General features: G+C 72.3%; 16 protein-coding genes. 5 read left to right on the top strand and 11 right to left on the bottom strand.

From position 1 onward, the window contains the following. Positions 1–71: 71 nt before the first annotated feature. On the bottom strand, positions 72–263 hold the full coding sequence (locus AB0P17_RS39735; RefSeq protein ID WP_365819335.1) for a helix-turn-helix domain-containing protein: 192 nt from the start codon (positions 261–263) through the stop codon (positions 72–74). Between the two features lie 304 nt (positions 264–567). Here AB0P17_RS39735 and AB0P17_RS39730 point away from each other — a divergent pair, with 304 nt between their 5' ends. Next, positions 568–972, top strand: coding sequence for a nuclear transport factor 2 family protein (locus tag AB0P17_RS39730; RefSeq protein ID WP_365819327.1), 405 nt, complete (start codon positions 568–570; stop codon positions 970–972). 25 nt (positions 973–997) lie between these two features. Here the strand turns inward: AB0P17_RS39730 and AB0P17_RS39725 are convergent, their stop codons facing one another. Beyond that, complete coding sequence (locus AB0P17_RS39725; protein WP_365819325.1) at positions 998–1,459, bottom strand: nuclear transport factor 2 family protein; 462 nt, start codon at positions 1,457–1,459, stop codon at positions 998–1,000. An 87-nt stretch (positions 1,460–1,546) separates the two neighbouring features. Between AB0P17_RS39725 and AB0P17_RS39720 the strand changes: the two genes are divergently transcribed. Next, entirely contained in the window at positions 1,547–2,113 is a 567-nt protein-coding gene (locus AB0P17_RS39720; RefSeq protein WP_365819323.1) for a helix-turn-helix domain-containing protein, read from the top strand. A gap of 62 nt (positions 2,114–2,175) precedes the next feature. Here the strand turns inward: AB0P17_RS39720 and AB0P17_RS39715 are convergent, their stop codons facing one another. Next, a complete protein-coding gene (locus AB0P17_RS39715; protein ID WP_365819321.1) occupies positions 2,176–2,955 on the bottom strand; it encodes a DUF4232 domain-containing protein in 780 nt (259 codons plus the stop codon). 232 nt (positions 2,956–3,187) lie between these two features. Between AB0P17_RS39715 and AB0P17_RS39710 the strand changes: the two genes are divergently transcribed. Then, the gene (locus tag AB0P17_RS39710) at positions 3,188–4,390 is read left to right on the top strand and encodes a PP2C family protein-serine/threonine phosphatase (protein ID WP_365819333.1); all 1,203 of its coding nucleotides are present in this window, start codon (positions 3,188–3,190) and stop codon (positions 4,388–4,390) included. On the opposite strand, the gene AB0P17_RS39705 is transcribed toward AB0P17_RS39710, so the two are convergent. The 6 genes from AB0P17_RS39705 to AB0P17_RS39680 form a co-directional block, all read right to left on the bottom strand. Then, positions 4,385–5,554, bottom strand: coding sequence for a glycosyltransferase 87 family protein (locus AB0P17_RS39705; protein ID WP_365819331.1), 1,170 nt, complete (start codon positions 5,552–5,554; stop codon positions 4,385–4,387). The genes AB0P17_RS39710 and AB0P17_RS39705 overlap by 6 nt on opposite strands. Positions 5,555–5,619: 65 nt before the next feature. Next, positions 5,620–7,062 carry a polyprenol phosphomannose-dependent alpha 1,6 mannosyltransferase MptB gene (gene mptB / locus AB0P17_RS39700; RefSeq protein WP_365819319.1) on the bottom strand — a complete coding sequence of 481 codons (1,443 nt, stop codon included), beginning with the start codon at positions 7,060–7,062 and terminating at the stop codon, positions 5,620–5,622. Positions 7,063–7,214: 152 nt separating this feature from the next. After that, positions 7,215–8,663 (bottom strand): GH1 family beta-glucosidase, encoded by a 1,449-nt coding sequence (locus tag AB0P17_RS39695; RefSeq protein WP_365819317.1) that lies wholly within the window; start codon positions 8,661–8,663, stop codon positions 7,215–7,217. Between the two features lie 103 nt (positions 8,664–8,766). Beyond that, entirely contained in the window at positions 8,767–9,693 is a 927-nt protein-coding gene (locus AB0P17_RS39690; RefSeq protein ID WP_365819315.1) for a carbohydrate ABC transporter permease, read from the bottom strand. 19 nt (positions 9,694–9,712) lie between these two features. Beyond that, positions 9,713–10,726 carry a sugar ABC transporter permease gene (locus tag AB0P17_RS39685; protein WP_365819313.1) on the bottom strand — a complete coding sequence of 338 codons (1,014 nt, stop codon included), beginning with the start codon at positions 10,724–10,726 and terminating at the stop codon, positions 9,713–9,715. Between the two features lie 265 nt (positions 10,727–10,991). Beyond that, the gene (locus tag AB0P17_RS39680; protein WP_365819311.1) at positions 10,992–12,299 is read right to left on the bottom strand and encodes an extracellular solute-binding protein; all 1,308 of its coding nucleotides are present in this window, start codon (positions 12,297–12,299) and stop codon (positions 10,992–10,994) included. Positions 12,300–12,570: 271 nt separating this feature from the next. Between AB0P17_RS39680 and AB0P17_RS39675 the strand changes: the two genes are divergently transcribed. Continuing rightward, positions 12,571–13,599 carry a LacI family DNA-binding transcriptional regulator gene (locus tag AB0P17_RS39675; RefSeq protein WP_365819309.1) on the top strand — a complete coding sequence of 343 codons (1,029 nt, stop codon included), beginning with the start codon at positions 12,571–12,573 and terminating at the stop codon, positions 13,597–13,599. Between the two features lie 166 nt (positions 13,600–13,765). On the opposite strand, the gene AB0P17_RS39670 is transcribed toward AB0P17_RS39675, so the two are convergent. Next, positions 13,766–14,764, bottom strand: a complete 999-nt coding sequence (locus AB0P17_RS39670; protein WP_365819307.1) for an SDR family NAD(P)-dependent oxidoreductase — start codon at positions 14,762–14,764, stop codon at positions 13,766–13,768. Positions 14,765–14,982: 218 nt separating this feature from the next. On the opposite strand from AB0P17_RS39670, the gene AB0P17_RS39665 reads away from it, so the two are divergent. Continuing rightward, a complete protein-coding gene (locus tag AB0P17_RS39665; protein WP_365819305.1) occupies positions 14,983–16,005 on the top strand; it encodes an alpha/beta hydrolase in 1,023 nt (340 codons plus the stop codon). Positions 16,006–16,029: 24 nt separating this feature from the next. On the opposite strand, the gene AB0P17_RS39660 is transcribed toward AB0P17_RS39665, so the two are convergent. Continuing rightward, positions 16,030–16,779, bottom strand: coding sequence for a DUF2071 domain-containing protein (locus AB0P17_RS39660; RefSeq protein ID WP_365819303.1), 750 nt, complete (start codon positions 16,777–16,779; stop codon positions 16,030–16,032). Positions 16,780–16,973: the final 194 nt, after the last annotated feature.

Genomic DNA, 16,973 nt, shown 5'->3' with positions numbered 1-16,973 from the left:
CTAGGCCGTGTTTTAGGAAGCGCGGGCGGCCAGCCATTTGGTGAGGTCGCCCGCGCTTCCTAAAACACGGCCTAGTGGGTGGCGTTCTTCGGTTTCTCCCCCAGCGTCCTGACGATGGCCCGTTCGACGTCCGCGTCGGTAATCCTCCGCGGAGCACCGGGCCGCGGCTCGTCGGACAGGCGCTCCAGGCGCCGTTCGGCAAAACGCCGCCGCCAGGTGCGGATTGTGTCCGGAGAGGCACCCAGCCGGCGTGACACCTCCATGATCGAGTGCCCGGCGGCACACTCCAGCACGATCCTTGAACGCTGGGCCGGATCCTGGGCCGTCGAACGACGACGTACCCACCCCTCCGGCACGGCCCGCTGGGCAGCGGTCACCCACAACGGCGCAATCTTCGGACCCGGACGACTCACACCGAACCAACGGCGAATCTCCGACTCAGGTCACTAGCTGGAAGCCCCCAGGACTCCATCGTGCGGATCGGTGAGCGGTCGCGTCCGCGGGGCGGCGGTCTACGCTGGATCGCGTCGGCCGCCCGCGGCGGGGACCCGCAGAAGGGACGACGTGATGGATCCTGACATCCGGACCAGGGCCGCCATCGAGGAACACTGGCGGGCATCGGAACGTGGGGACACCGAGGCCGAGCACGCCGTCTACGCCGCGGACGCGATCCTCGACTACCCCCAGTCGGGTGAACGGTTCCGGGGCCGCGCGGCGATTACCGCGCAGCGTGGCGGGCACCCCGCCGACCGGCACTTCACGGTCCACCGGATCACCGGTGGCGGGGACCTGTGGGTGAGCGAATGTGTCATCACCTACGACGGGGTGCCGACGTACTCGGTGAGCGTCATGGAATTCGCCCAGGGGCACGTGGTGCACGAGACGCAGTACTTCGCGGACGCGTTCGGCGCGCCCGCGTGGCGGACCGCGCTCGCGGAGCCGATGCCGGGCAGGACCATCGCCAGGGGCTGAGACGGCGTGCCGGGGTGACGAGCCCCTACTGGAGCGGGAGGTCGGTCCCGTGTTCCGCCGCGGGGCGAGGACCGTGGATACGCCGGTCGGCCTCGGTGATGGCGACGTCGTTGATGCTCGCCTCGCGGCGCCGCATGAGGCCGTGCTCGTCGAACTCCCACAGTTCGTTGCCGTAACTGCGCCACCACCGGCCTTCGCCGTCGTGCCACTCGTACTGGAAGCGGACGGCGATCCGGTTCCCGTCGAACGCCCAGAGGCTCTTGCGCAGCGCGTAGTCCTGCTCGCGCTCCCACTTCCGCGTCAGGAACGCGACGATCTCCTCGCGGCCGCTGACGAACGTGTCCCGGTTCCGCCAGAGCGAGTCAGGCGTGTAGGCCAGTGCCACCCGGTGCGGATCCCGGGTGTTCCACGCGTCCTCCGCGGCCTGGACCTTCCGCAGGGCGGTCTCCCGGGTGAACGGTGGGCAGGGCGGGCGCTCTTCCGGCACTACGGCCTCCTCGCGTTGAGAACGTATATTCTCTACCGACAGGGAACAAGGTAGGGAACGGTCGTTCTCGACGTCAAGGAGCCCCGGATGCCGGCCCCGATCACCGAGGAGCAGAACCGCCTCGACCGCGAGACACTGCTCGACGCGGCGGAGAGGCTCTTCTACGAGCGAGGCATCCGGGCGGTCGGAATGGACGAGCTCCGCGCCGCCTCCGGTCTGCCGCTGAAGCGGATCTACCGGTTCTTCGCGACGAAGGAGGACCTCGTCGTGGCGATGCTCCGACGCCGCGACCGCCGGTGGCGGGGCGACCTCGCCGCCCACGTGGAACAGGTCGCGGATCCTCGTGAGCGCGTGCTCGCGGTCTTCGACTGGCTCGCCGAGTGGTTCGCGCAGCCCGGTTTCCGGGGCTGCGCCTGGATCAACGCCTTCGGCGAGCTCGGCGCGTCGTCCGAGGCGGTGCTGGCCGAGGTCAGGGCGCACAAACAGGCGTTCCACCACCAGATCGCGACGTGGGTCACCGCCACCCGGGCGCCGGTGACCGAGCCGGTCTTCCTGCTCGCCGAAGGGGCCGTCGTGGCCGCCGCGATCAGCGGCGACCCGGCCCCCGCCCGCCACGCCCGCGCGGCCGTCACGCGGTTGCTCGGGCCACCCTGATCCCCCGGCCACCGCGGAGGCGTCCCACCGATCCGGACGTCGGCTGCCCGTGACGTGAAGTCCTAGCTCGCGGCGACCGCGCTCACCGTGAAGGTGTCTCCGCAGACCACGGGCTGGGAGGTGGCCAGGGTCATGGCGTCCTTCGAGTCCGGCGGATAGACCTGGAGCAGACTGGGCTGGGGCCAGCAGGACGAGCCCTTGATGCCCTTGTTCAGGGTGTGCAGCGTGATGTGCGCGGCGGCACCGGGTGCCAGGGTCACGGCGGGGAGCGTGCCGCCCTCGCGGGTGGCCGGCCGGCCGATGGGGGCGCCGTCGCCCGCGAGGAGCGACACACCCGGGAAACCCTGCAGCGCGCAGGAGCCCGGCCCCTTGTTGATGAGCCGCAGGTCGTAGTAGATCTGGCCCGCGCCGGGGTTCGGGGCGCTCAGGCTCAGGCCGAGGCGCTCCGCCGTGCAGCGCGACGCCGTGGTGACCGTCTGTCCCCCGTCGCCGGGCTCCCCCGGCGGCGTCCCGGACACGGACGACACCGGCGGGGCCGAGGTGGCCGGTGCGGAGGACGCGGGCGGCGCGCTCGATGTGCCGCTTCCCCCCGTGGTGTCCCCCGCCGTCCCGCTCCCCGCGGTCGTGCCCGCAGAGGTGGCCGCCGGGGCGGACGCCTCGGGACCGCCGGACGCGCCCCCGCCCCCGCCGCTGCCGCAGGCGGCCGTGGCGAGGGCGAGCAGCGCGGCGCTCGCCGCCAGGGTGGCCGCGCGCCATGCCCCGCGCTGTCGCCCGGGAGGTGCCGCGCTCGCGCGCCGGGGTCGCCGCGACATCGCCCCGGAGGTCTGGAAGTGATCGGACATGTGCCCCACCTGCCCCTTCGCATCGTGCGTATACCCGCCACAAACGCACCCATCGCACATATACCCGGAAGTCCAGGGAAATACGGCGCGTTCTCGCTCCGGGGCGGATGCGGGACCCCGCCCGCACCGTGTGCCCCGGTCAGGCCGGGCGGAACCGCGGCCGGGGTGTGAGACTCGGGAGAGGAGGTGGTCGCTGATGGCGGGCGAAACCCCGGCGGCCGGTCCTGCGGCGATGCCCGGTCCCACGCCGCTCGCCGGACCCGGCCCCGGCGAGCGACTGCTCGAAGAACTCCTCGCGGAGGCACACACCGCCGCCCCCATGGAGCTGCCCGCCCTGGTGAACCGGTGCGCCACCGCGATCGGCCTGGAACGGATCGTCATCTACCTCGTCGACATCCAGCAGCGCCACCTGGTGCCGCTCACCGACGGTCCGCCCGCCATCGAGGTGGACACCTCCGTCGCGGGCTCCGCCTACCGCTGGCTCGCTCTGCGGATCGAGGAGCGCCCGGAGGGCGGGCTCACGGCCTGGCTGCCGCTGGTCGACGGGGCGGAGCGGCTCGGCCTCCTCGGTATCCGTACGGACGCGCTCGACACCGCCCGGCTGCGCCGCTGCCGCATGCTCGCCTCCGTACTCGCCATGGCGATCACTTCGAAACGCGCGTACAGCGACAGTTACGCGCGCCACGCCAGGACCGAAGTCATGGACCTGCCCGCGGAGATGCTGCGCGCCCTGCTGCCGCCGCGCACCATCGGATGCGACCGCGCGGTCTCCACGGCGGTGCTGGAGCCCGCGTACCACATCGGCGGTGACGCCTTCGACCACGCGCTGACCCCGTCCACCCTGCATGCCGTGATCTTCGACGCCATGGGCCACAACCTGGCCTCGGGGCTGACCACCACCGTGGCGATGGCGGGGTGCCGCAACTCCCGCCGCGCGGGGGCCGAGCTGCCGCAGCTCGTCGACACCATCGACCAGGCGCTCGGGCGGTGGCTGCCCGAGCAGTACTGCACCGGAATCGTCACCCAACTCGACCTGGCGGAAGGCGTCTTCCGCTGGTGCAACTGCGGCCATCCGCCTCCGCTGCTCATCCGTGGCCGCCGGGTCCTGGAGGGGGCGCTGGAGCGGCCCGCCCAGCCGCCGATGGGGCTCCCCTCCCAGTTCGCCACCGCCCCGCGCGTGTCGTACGAGACCGTGCTCGAACCGGGCGACCGGGTGCTGCTGTACACGGACGGGGTGACGGAGGCCCGGATCGACGGTGGCGACCGGTTCGGGCTCGGGCGGTTCACCGACTCCATCATCCGGGGCGCGGACGCCGGGGAGCTCGCGCCGGAGGCGCTGCGCCGGATCATCCACTCGATCCTGGACCGCCAGGGCAATCAGCTCCGCGACGACGCCACCCTACTGCTGATCGAGTGGCGCCCACCGCGTTCATGACCGCGCCGGAGAGGCCGACGGCGCCGACGCGCCGTCGGCGTCACGGGGGTGCCCGACGCGGCGCGGCGGCAGGAACAGCAGCAGCCCGAGCGTGATCCAGACATAGGTGTTGGCGCCGAGGAAGGCGTCGGGGCCGGTCGAGTCCCACCGCCACAGCCAGACGACACTGCTGCACAGCACCACATGGACGCCGGCGCACACGGCCCGCAGGGCGCGGCGCCCGCCCTCCGTACCGGAGACCGCCGCGTCCGCCAGGACGATCAGCGCGGGGATCAGCCAGACAAGATGGTGCACCCAGGTCACCGGGGAGACCAGGCAGGCGGCGAGGCCGGTCAGGGCGAATCCGGCCTGGTCGTCACCGTCCCGCACGGCCGCGCGGGCGCGGTACGCCCAGACGGCGAGCACCGCGAGGACGCACAGCGCCCAGAACGCGCGGCTCGGGTGGTCGGGCTGGAGGCGGGCCAGGACGCCTTGGAGCGACTGGTTGGAGACATAGCCGAGCTCGCCGACGCGGTCGGTCCGCCACAGGGCGTCGGTCCAGAAGGCCCGGGACGCGGCGGGGTCGACGAGGGCGGCGAGCAGGGTGGCGCCGCCCGCCGTGGCGGTCGCGGTCGCGGCCTGGCGCCGGCGGCCGGTGATCAGCAGATAGCCGATGAAGAGTCCGGGCGTGAGCTTGACGGCGGTGGCCAGGCCGACGCAGACGCCCGCGTACCGGCCGCGCCCGGTGGCGAGCAGCCGCGCGTCGACGAAGACGAGCGCCACCAGCGCGAGATTGACCTGGCCGAAGCTGAAGGTGTCACGGACGGGTTCGAGCAGCGCGAAGAGGCAGCCGACGACGGTGAGCACGAACCACTCGTGGCCGCCCGTCCCCGCGAGCGCGCGCCGGACGACCGGGGCGGCCAGCCAGTGGAGCAGCAGCGCCGAGGCCACGGCGCTCAGCACGATGCTGATCGCGACCGCCACCGGCCACGGGACCAGGGCCATCGGCGCCATCGAGACCGCGGCGAACGGCGGGTAGGTGAAGCCGTACCGGGTGCCGGGTTTGAGGTAGTCGTAGATCCGGCCGCCGTGGACCCAGTCGTCGACGGTGCCGTAGTAGACGGCGACGTCGAAGAAGTCCCGGTGCAGCGGTACGGTCGCGAGGAAGACGGCGGTGCCCACCATCAGGCAGCCCGCGGTGGCCACCCGGCGGGCGGGGGTCGCGACGGCGCGGCGCGGGAGTCCCCCGCTCATGACGCGGTCCGGGTACGGGACGGCAGCGTCGCCGGGTCCGACATCTCGAACATCCACCACAGGGCGAGCAGGGCGAGCGCCCCGCCGCCCACCGCGAGCGTCAGCTGCATCCCGTCCGGCGGGGAGCCGCTGGGCAGCAGGGCCAGGGCGAGGAATCCGCTGCCGGCCGCGGCCCAGCGCCGGACCCAGCCGTCGGGCGCGGCGGCGGCGATCAGGAAGAGCCCCCACAGCGCGTACCAGGGGCGGAACGCCGGCCCGAGCGCGAAGACCGCGAGCAGGCTCAGCGCCAGCGCGTACACCGGTCCGAGGTCGGCGCGGCGCAGCCACAGCACCGCGACGGCGACGGCGGTGGCCGCCAGTCCGCACCAGCGCCACGCCGGTACGGCCAGGTCTCCGAGGCCGGTGCCCGCAGTGTCGAGCAGTGCCCCGCTGAGCCGACCGAGGCCGCTGGTGAGGGACCAGTTGCCGGGTGACACGGGGGTGGAGAGGGTGGTGAGCCAGCCGTATCCGGTACCGGTCACGGCCGTCACCAGCCCGGTGGTGGCCAGCGCGGTGACGCAGGTCAGCGCCGCCGCCCGGAGGCCACGGGCGCGGCCGGACGGATGGCCGGACCACAGGGCGGCGACCGCGAGCAGCCCGAGCGCGGCGGGTGCCTTGACGAGGGCGGCGAGGGTGACGAGAACGGCGGCCCGCAGGGGCATACCGCCGAGTGCGGCGACCAGCCCCGCGGCGAGGAGCCCGAGCATCAGGGCGTCGTTGTGGGCTCCGGCGACCAGGTGCAGCAGGACGAGCGGGTTGAGCGCACCGAGCCAGAGCGCGGCGGGGCGCGGAACCCCGCAGCGGTCGGCGAGCAGCGGCAGGAAGAGAGCCATCAGCACGACGCCGAGCAGCGCGACGAGCCGCATGCCGAGGACGTCGGCGGGGACGCCGATGGGGGCGAGTCCGGCCGGGACGAGATCGGCGGCCCGGGCGGCGACGGCCAGGAAGACCGGGCCGTACGGCGCCGGGGTGTGCTGCCAGACGGGCGCGACCTCGGCGGCGAGCGGTCCGCCCAGCAGCGCGGGCCCGTGGGTGTAGACGTCGAGCCGGGCGTCGACCATGGCCCCCTGCGCGAGATAGCTGTACACGTCGCGGCTGAACAGCGGCGGCCCGAGGAGCAGGGGCGCCGCCCAGACCGTGAGGGTGGTCAGCAGTTCCCGGGGCGCGGGCGGGCACGGGGAGCGCACCGCGCGGCCCAGCCACCACCAGGCCGCGATGAGCAGGACGAGCCCGAAGTAGGCGCAGAGCAGGCCCAGCGCGCCCCGGCCGGAGGTGGGCAACGGGGTGTCACGGACCGGCAGGGCGCCCGCGGTCAGTCCGCCGGCGGTCAGCGCGACGGATCCCACGAGCCCCACGATCCGGCACCGGTCCGGGTTCACATCGGCGTTCAGGGCGAGCATCCGTGGAGGCTCGCAGGAGGGGATGGCCGGCAGTTGACGCCGCCGTCACGCCCCGGTGGCAGCCGGCTGGCCACCGCCTGAAGCCGTCCGCCCCCGCACCGGTCGGCGGGGCGGGCGCCCGGACCCCCGTCCGGGCGCCCGTGCGCCCGCGTTCAGTCGCGGGGCGGCAGCGTCCCGTCGCGGGTGAGCTTCGCGTACCAGTGCGCGCTGGACTTGGGGATGCGCCGCTGGGTCGCGTAGTCCACGTACACCGCGCCGAAGCGCTTGCTGTACCCGTACCCCCACTCGAAGTTGTCGAGCAGCGACCAGAGGAAGTAGCCGCGGACGTCCGCGCCCGCCTCGATCGCCCGGTGGACGGCGGTGAGGTGGCCGTGGAGGTAGGCGATCCGCTCCGGGTCGCGGACCTCGCCCTCGGGGCCCGCGTAGTCGTCGAAGGCCGAGCCGTTCTCGGTGATCATCACGGGCAGTCCCGGGTGGTCGTCCCGTACCCGCAGGAGGAGTTCGTACAGCCCGCTCGGGTCGATGGTCCAGCCCATGGCGGTCCGGTCGCCCGGGGTCTGGTGGAAGGCGACGTGGTCGGCGCCCGGCCAGGGGCTGTGCTCGCTCGCGCCGTGCCCGTCGGCGCCGTGGACGGGCGGTCCGTCGTGGTGGGAGACGAGGGTGGGCGAGTAGTAGTTGACGCCCAGGAAGTCGAGCGGCCGGTGGATCAGCGCCGTGTCCCCGTCCCGGACGAAGGACCAGTCGGTGACGGACGAGGTGTCCTCGATGACATCGGCGGGGTAGGCGCCGTGCAGCATCGGGCCGGTGAAGATCCGGTTGGCGGTGCCGTCGATCCGGCGGGCGGCGTCGCGGTCGGCCGCGCTCCCGGTGAGCGGCCGTACGTGGTGGAGATTGAGGGTGACGGAGACCTGGGCGCCGGCCGGCAGCCGCTCGCGCAGCGCCTCCACGGCGAGGCCGTGGCCGAGGTTGAGGTGGTGCGCGGCGCGCAGCGCGGCGGCCGGGTCGGTACGGCCCGGGGCGTGGACCCCGGAGCCGTAGCCGAGGAACGCGCTGCACCACGGCTCGTTGAGGGTGGTCCAGGTCTTCACCCGGTCGCCGAGCGCGTCGGCGACGAGGCCCGCGTACTCGGCGAAGCGGTACGCGGTGTCCCGCTCGGGCCAGCCGCCCGCGTCCTCCAGGTGCTGGGGCAGGTCCCAGTGGTAGAGCGTGACGACGGGCTCGATGCCCTTGGCGAGCAGCGCGTCGGTGAGCCGCTGGTAGAAGTCGAGCCCCTTCTGCGAGACGGGGCCGCTGCCGGTGGGCCGGACCCGCGGCCAGGAGACGGAGAAGCGGTACGCGCCGACCCCGAGGGCGGACATGATCTCGATGTCCTCGGGCCAGCGGTGGTAGTGGTCGGTGGCGATGTCCCCGGTGTCGCCGTTGCGTACCCTGCCCGGCGTGCGGGAGTAGACGTCCCAGATGGAGGGGGTACGGCCGTCCTCGTGGACGGCGCCTTCGATCTGGTAGGCGGCGGTCGCGGTTCCCCAGAGGAAGCCGGGCGGGAAGCTCAGGGGTGCCGCAGGGTCCAGGGCTCGCCCGGTGAGAGGTGCTGAGGTGGCCACAAGGGTCCTTCCGCAGAGATCGAACGGTGTGGTGCGTCGGATGGCTGAAGGGGAGAGGTGAGGGTGCGTCGGCTCTTGACGGCGCGTCGGCTCTTGCGGCGCGTCAGCCCTTGACGGCGCCCTGCATGATGCCGCTGACGATCTGCCGGCCGAAGACGACGAACATCGCCAGCAGCGGGAGGGTGCCGAGCAGCGCGCCCGCCATGATCACCGACTGGTCGCGAACATAGCCCGCGCTGAGCTGGGTGAGGGCGACCGGCACGGTCGGGTTGGTCATGTCGAGCGCGATGAAGGGCCAGAAGAAGTCGTTCCAGGCGTGCACGAAAGTGATCATGAACAGAACGGCCATCGGGGGGCGGGCGATCGGCAGGACGATGGACCAGAAGATCCGCAGCGAGTGCGCGCCGTCCAGACGCCCCGCCTCGATGAGTTCGTCGGGCAGGGCTTCCTTCAGGTACTGGCGCATGAAGAACACCCCGACGGCGCTGACCAGGGTCGGGAAGATGACGGACGGGAGCTGCTGCCCCCAGCCGAGGTCGGCCATCATCATGAACAGCGGTACGACGCCGAGCTGCGGCGGCACCATCATCGTGCCGATGACCAGCATCAGCAGGATATTGCGGCCCTTGAAGCGGAGCTTGGCGAAGGCGAAGCCGGCCAGGGTGGCGAAGAAGACGGTCGAGAGGGCGATCACCCCGGCGACGATCAGACTGTTGACCATCGCCCTGCCCATCGCGGCGTCCGTCCACGCCGTCCCGAGGTTCTTGAAGAGGTTGGGTCCCGGCAGGAACGGCGGCGGGGTCTGGGAGACCCGGGTGTTGTCCGTCGACGCGGCCACCATCGTCCAGTACAGCGGGAAGAGGGAGACCAGCGCGGCGAATCCGAGCAGGATGTACGCGAGGGGTCCCGCGTGGTGCTGGCGCCCGGCGCCCGGCCGCAGGATCCGGCCGAACCGGCGCTGGGCGGGGGCCTCCGGAGAGGCGGTCCGGTCGCGTACGCCCGCCCGGACCTGTGCGATGTCGGTGGTCATGGGGGTGCTGGCTCCCTGGTCAGGACTTGCGGGACGTGACGCGGGCGATGACGCGCTGGAGGACGAAGACGAGGATGAGGATGAGGAACATCGCCCAGGCGATGGCCGACGCCCGCCCCATCTGGTAGTTCTTCCAGCCCTCTTCGTAGAGCAGCAGGCCCAGCGTCTGGTACTGGTTGTCGGCGCCGCCGCTGATTCCGTTGGGCCCCTGCCCGAAGATCAGCGGTTCACCGAAGAGCTGGGTCGCGCCGATCGTGGAGAGCACGATGGTGAAGATGATCGTCGCGCTGATGCCCGGGATGGTGACCGTACGGAACTGCTGCCAGCGCGAGGCACCGTCGATCGCGGCGGCCTCGTACAGGTCCTTCGGGATGGCCTGCATGGAGGCGAGGTAGAGCAGGGCGTTGTAGCCGGTCCAGCGCCAGATCACGATGGTGGAGATGGCGAGCTGCGCGGGCCATTTCTGGGCCTCCCAGTCGACGTTGTCGATGCCGAGCAGCCCGAGCCCCCAGTTGATCATCCCGAAGTCGCGCTCGAAGAGCATGGTGAAGACGAGCGCGGCGGCGCCGATGGACGTCGCGTACGGGGTCAGGACGGCGACCCGGAAGAACGCCGAGCCGCGGAGGTGGTAGTTGAGCAGATGCGCGAGTCCGAGGGCCATCAGCAGCTGCGGGACGGTGGAGATGACCCCGATGGTGAAGGTGTTGGTCAGCGCGTTCCAGAACCGGTCGTCCTCCAGCAGCTCCGTGAAGTTGGCGAGCCCCCGCCACTCCATGGTGTCCATTGAGGAGAGTTCGACGCGGTGCAGGGAGATCCAGAAGGTGTAGAGCAGCGGGTAGAGCCCGAAGGCGCCGAAGATCAGGAAGAACGGGGCGATGAAGCCGTACGGCACCGCCCCGAGGTCCAGGCGGTGCAGGAGGTTGCGCCGCGTCTGCCGAGGCGCCTCCCCGCCTGCGCCGCCCTTCGTGGGGGGACCGGCTGACGCGGGGTGCGGCTGCCCGCCCGTGGGGGCTGCCGGGGTGGAGGTGGCCACGCGGGCTTCCTTCCGTGGAGTGATCGGTGGGGCGGGCCCGGTCAGGCGGCGGTGGTGGCGGGCACACACCGGCCGCCGGGCCGGGCCACGAGGTCGGACGGGGTCCGCGGTCGCCGTCCCGGGCCGGGGCGGTCACCGCGGCCGGGACGTCACCGCGGCCGGGGCCGTGGTGCGGACGGGCCCGCCGGGTGCGGGCCCAAGGACAGGCAGACCTAGGGGCGGGCTGGCGTAAGGACAGATGAGCGTAAGGACAGGCGAGCGGGCGTCAACGTGCCAGCTTCTGGATGCGCTCGTCCGTGGTCTTCCACGCCTCGTCCGGCTTCTTGCCCTGCTCGACGAGCTGGATCCCCGCCGAGAAGGTGTCCTTGATGCTGCCGTCCTTGCGGCCGAGGATCTGCTCGTCCGGGATCTCCTTCGCCGCGTCCCCGAAGATCTGGCCGATCGGCGCGTCGCTGAAGTAGGGGGAGGTTCCCGAGGCGACTGCGGGCATGTCGAGCGCCTTCTTCGACGACGGGAAGTTGCCGAGCTTCTCGAAGATGTACGCCTGCTGCTCGGGCGCGGTCAGCCAGGCCACGAGCTTCTGGGCCTCCTCCTTGACCGGGCTCTTCTCCATCACACCGAGGAACGAGCCACCCCAGTTGGCGCCCTTCGGGGCCTTGGCCACGTCCCACTTGCCCTTGTTGGCCGGGCCGGCCTTCTCACTGATGTGGGCGAGCATCCAGGCCGGGCAGACGGTGGTGGCGAAGGTGCTGTTGGACAGACCCGGGTCCCAGCCGGGCTGGAACTGGCGGAGCTTGGCGGTCAGTCCGGCCTGGGAGGCGTCCGTCGCAAGGGTCCAGGCGTCCTTGACGACCGGGTTGTCCTTGTAGATCAGTTTGCCGTCCTTGTCGTAGAACTGCTTCTCGTCGCCGTAGATCATCGCGTTGAACAGCCCGCTGGAGCTGTCCATGTACGCGACCTTGCCGCTCTTGGAGTTCGCCTTGAACTGCCGCCCCGTCTCGACGTACTTGGACCAGTCCCCCGCCCACAGCTTGGCCACCTCCTCGCGGTCGGTGGGCAGTCCGGCCTGCTCGAAGAAGTCCTTGCGGTAACAGACGGCCATCGGGCCGATGTCGGTGCCGAGCCCCAGCAGCTTGCCGTCGCCGGTGGTGACCTGGCTCGACTTCCACGGCAGGAAGTGATCGAGGCCCGCCGTCTTGGAGAGGTCGGCGAACTTGTCGGCCTGGGTGTCCACCAGTTCCTTGGCCCGGCCGATCTCTATGCCCTGGATGTCCTTGAGGCCGCTGCCCGCGGCGAGGTGGGTCTGCAGCGCGGTGTAGTAGGTCTGCTCGTCACCGGTCACATCCGCCTCGATCAGGATGTCCGGATTCTCCTTCATGTAGCGGTCGAGGAGATCGGTCTCCTTGATCCCCATGACCCCGAACAGGCCGAGGGTGATGACGGTCTTGCCGTCCTTCGTACGCGCCTTGTCCGTCTCCGAGCCGCCCGAGCAGCCGGCGACGAGGACGAGGGACAGGGCAACCGAGGTGACGGATGCGAGGGTGGAACCGAAGCGTCTGCGGGCAGTGCCCATGTGGATTCCTCCTGGCAGCGGCGCGCAGGCGGGCGCTGCCGCGGCTCACGGTCGACTGGATGGGAGACCCCGCTCCGGATAAGATTGGGAGCGCTCCCAGCGGGTTGTGGAAGACTCTCGGTGAACACCGTCCCGTGTCAAGAGTCGAAGTCGGTTCCGTTGCCGGAATGTGTCCGAACACCGGCCGCCCGTTGGCCAATTGACCCGCGGCCCGCACAATCTCCTGGTGAGCGCCCCCGGCGCCGACCAGGGGCGAGAGTCAGGAGACGTGATGAGCAGCCGTAAACCACCAGGCCGGAGGCCAACTCTTGAAGCCGTGGCCCAGCTCGCGGGGGTGGGGCGCGGAACGGTCTCGCGGGTCGTGAACGGCGCGCCGGGCGTGAGCGCGCGCGCCAGGACGGCCGTCGAGGCGGCGATCGCGGAGCTCAACTACGTGCCGAACCCGGCCGCGCGCTCGCTGGTCACCAGCAGGACCGACAGCATCGCGCTGGTGATCCCCGAGTCGGAGAGCCGGCTCGCCTCGGAGCCCTACTTCTCCGCGGTCATCCGCGGGGTCAGCACGGAACTCGCCGACACGGACATGCAGTTGCTGCTGATTCTGGTACGCGACCCACGCGAGCGGGACCGGCTGACCCGGTTCGTGGAGGCGCACCGGGTGGACGGGGTGCTGCTGGTCTCGGTCCACCGGGACGACGCGCTGCCGGAGTTCCTGGAGAAGCTGCAGATACCGACAGTGCTGGCCGGACGCCGTTCGGCCGCGGAGCCGCTGAGCCATGTACGCTCCGACAACGCCGGCGGGGCGGCGCAGGCCGTACGCCATCTCCTCGGCCGGGGGCGTACCGCCGTGGCCACGATCACCGGGCCGCTCGACATGGACGTCGGGGACGGCCGGCTCCAGGGCTGGCGCGACGCCCATCTCGAACGGGGCGCTGAGCCGGACGAGTCGCTGGTGGCCCTCGGGGACTTCACCGAGGAGGGCGGCCGGGCCGCGATGCGGGAACTCCTCGAACGGCGGCCGGACCTCGACGCGGTGTTCGCGGCGTCGGACGTGATGGCGGCGGGCGCGCTGACCGAGCTGCGGGCGCGGGGCCGGCGTGTCCCGGAGGACGTGGCGGTCATCGGTTTCGACGACTCGATGGTCGCGCGCCACACCGTACCGCCGCTGACCAGTGTCGATCAGCCGTCCGAGGAGATCGGGCGGACCATCACCCGGCTGCTGCTCGACGAGATCAGGGACCCCGCCCGGCCCCGGCGACAGCTCGTTCTGCCGACGACACTCGTCCACCGGGAGAGCGTCTGACACGCCGCCTGCGTGTCGCGGGTGTGTCGCGCGCGGAGTGCGACACGCCGGGGCCCCGTCCCGGGTCCTGGGGCGGATCGCGTTCCGCCGCAGGACCGGGGGCGGGGCCCCGGTACGGGGACCACAGAGGTCCCCGGGTGTTCGGACCCTGTCGGGCCGGCCGGTCTCAGCCGGCGGTCGCGAACGCGTCGACCCCGGTCAGCTCCGCGGAGAACTTCCACAGGCGGGCCGCCTGCTCGGGGTCGGTCGCGTAGCCCCGTACGCCCGCGCGCGCCGTGCCGTCCTCCGGGGCGGGCTCGGCGATGTCGCAGTCCTCGCAGTAGACGCCGCCCGCGTCCGCGAGCCGCGGTGAGGTCGCGGCCCAGACCTGGGTGGCCGCGCCCTGCTCGGGTGACTTGAACGACGGGTGGACCGCGTTGCCGTCCTCGTCGATCCAGCCGGCCGCGACCATCTCCTCACGGGCGAGGTGACGCTGGAGCGGAGTGAGGATCCCGCCGGGGTGCAGCGCGAACGCCCGTACGCCGGACTCCCGGGCCAGCGCGTCGAGGTGGACGGCGAAGAGCACGTTGGCCGTCTTCGCCTGCCCGTACGCCTGCCACTTGTCGTAGCCGTCCTCGAACCACGGGTCCTCCCAGCGGATCGGGGAGTTGTGGTGCCCGGTGGAGGACACCGAGACGACCCGTGCCCCGCCGGGCGCGATCGCCGGCCAGAGCCGGTTGACGAGCGCGTAGTGGCCGAGGTGGTTGGTCGCGAACTGCGCCTCCCAGCCGGGGCCGACACGGGTCTCGGGGCAGGCCATGATCCCCGCGTTGTTGATGACGATGTCGAGTGTCCGCTCCGTGGCGAGGAAGCGCTCCGCGAAGTCCTGGACGCTGTCGAGGTCGGCGAGGTCCAACTCGTCCACCTCGGTGTTCTCGATGCCGGCCAGTTCCTTGCGGGCGATGTCGGGCCGCCGGGCGGGCACGACGACCCGGGCACCGGCCCCGGCGAGCGCGCGGGTGGTCTCCAGGCCCAGCCCGGAGTAGCCGCCGGTGACCAGGGCGAGCCTGCCGTCGAGGTCGATGCCGCGCAGCACCTCCCGGGCGGTGCTCCCGGCGCCGAACCCTGATCCGATCGGGTGCTGGGGGGTCCGGTGCGGTACTGCCTCGTTCTGTGGGGTTGTCATGCGACGCAGGCTACGAATTGGAGCGCGCTCGAAGTCAAGTCCCCTTGCGGGCGTCGGGCCGCGGTTCACCCCGCTGGGCGTCCGGCTGCACGAGAGTCGAATCAACCAGCGGACTTCGACGCACGACACGCCCACGATCGTGTCAGTCGTACGTGGTCCGGGCGGATCAACTGCTAGGCAGGGACGTTCTCGTCCGTTCCGGAGCTCTGGAGTCAGCCATGTCGATCGATGCCGTTCCCGCCCAGGACCAACAGTCGCCCCGCGCCCACCCGCTCATCCTCGGGCAGGCGTACGACGGGGGCGCGCGCGGCGCGGGCGGCCCGGTCGAGGAGCGGGACCTCACGTTCGACGGGTTCCGCTACACCTGTCGGGTCGTGCACCGCGACGCCCCGCTGACCGAGCCGGTCCTGCTGCTGGGCGGCTCGTCCCAGGACCGCAACTCCTGGGTACGGCACGAGAAGTGGCTCAGCCCGGTGGCACAGATGATCACGGTGGATCTGCCGGGGTACGGTACGGCCGACTTCCTGCCCGCCTCGTACGGGGTCGACTTCCTCGCCGCCGTCGTCCGTCAACTGCTCGACGAACTCGGTGTCCCGCGCGTCAACATGGTCGCCGCCTGTTTCGGCGGGGCGATCGGGGTGCGGTTCGCCCAGCACTACCCGGCGATGGTCGCCCGGCTGATGCTGGTGGGCATGACGCCCCGGATCCCGGCGGACTACGCGGCGGCGATGGAGCGGTGGGCCGTGATGATCGACCGCGGGGAGACCGACACCATCGCCCGGGAACTGGCGGACCGTTTCATGTCGCCCCCCGGCACCGGGCTGGTCCGCAAGCACGCCGCCGTCTCCCGGCTGGTGTACCAGCAGATCGCCGGTCAGGACCCGGAGCAGCTCGGCAAGTCGGCCGAGCACAACACCCGGCTGATGCGGCACGAGTGGTACCGTCCCGAGCCCGTCCCCGCCGTGCCGAGCCTGGTGGTGACCGGCGAGCACGACACGCTGACCACGCCCGCGATGGGGCGCGAGGTGGCCGCGGCGCTCCCCGAGGCGCGGTTCCTCACCATCGACGAGACCGACCATCTCGCCCCGGTGGAGCGGATCCCGGACTTCGCCGATCTGATCGCGCGCTTCTGCACCGACCGCTCGCTGGACGGGCTGCCGTACGCCTGCCGTCCCGAGATCCTGGGCACGGCGGTCGCCGCACCGGACCGCGGGGACTTCGCCGGCCGGGCCGCGTGCTGACCCCGGCCGGGGCCGGTCGGCGGGTCAGCCCGTCACGGGGCGGCCGAAGCGGACCGGAACCCCCGGGGAGGCGAGGACGCTCACGGGGTCCCCGGCCGGCGCGGGCAGCCCCGCCGCGGCCACCAGGTTCTCGGTGCACTCGATCAGCTCCGCGCGCCGCAACGGCCAGCGCGGATGGGTGTTCGGCAGATACAGCGGCCGGCCGAGGAGCGAGGTGTGCAGGGCCCAGCGAGCGGTCAGGAAGTGCTCCAGCGCGGTGGGCTCCTCGACCGGCTCCCCCGTCCGCACCACGATCCGGCTGTGCGCCCCCCGCGGGCCCGGGAGGCGCCGTCTGCTGGTGTACGTGAGGGTGTCGCCGTCGCGCTCGACCGCCATCCGGGACCACGCGTACGGGATCCGGAATCCGGCGCGGCCGATCGCCACCGGGATCAGCCGGGAGGCGTCGAGGGAGCGGAAGACGACACCCCGGCGCCCCTGCCTGTCGACGGAGTAGAGCCGCACGTTGGTCTCGGGGAAGGTGCCGAGGTACGGGACGCCGGGGAGGCGCAGCCATCCGACCCGGTGCATCCGGAAGGCGACGAGGCCGACATAGGTGACATCGTCGAAGGTGTCGGGAACCGTACCGGGCGGCAGCAGCGGCGCCACCTGCGCCGGGTCGACCGCCCAGTGCAGAAAGGCCAGGTCGAGCCAGGACTGGGTGAGCAGCGGCCTGGGCTCGTCCCGCGGCGGCTCGGCCGTGACCGGTTCCGGCGCGCCGGGGGTCGGATGATGCACCCGGTCAGCATCGCAGACGCCCGGGAGCGGCGAGCGGTCCGGTGCCCGGCCGGGTTGGCGCGCTCCCGCTCCGGCCCGCCGCGCTGCGGGTTCGCGCGCCGTCGCCGCGCCGGGGCGGGCCGCGCCGCGCGGCCCGCCCCGGTGTGTCCCGGCGTCCGGGGGTCCGGGGGTCCGGGGGTCCGGGGGTCCGGGGG

Origin of the sequence: Streptomyces sp. NPDC088124, assembly GCF_040685895.1 — a bacterium.
Classification (GTDB): domain Bacteria; phylum Actinomycetota; class Actinomycetes; order Streptomycetales; family Streptomycetaceae; genus Streptomyces.
Note: the sequence above shows the minus strand (reverse complement) of the source record. Positions and strands in the feature narration are given on the sequence as shown.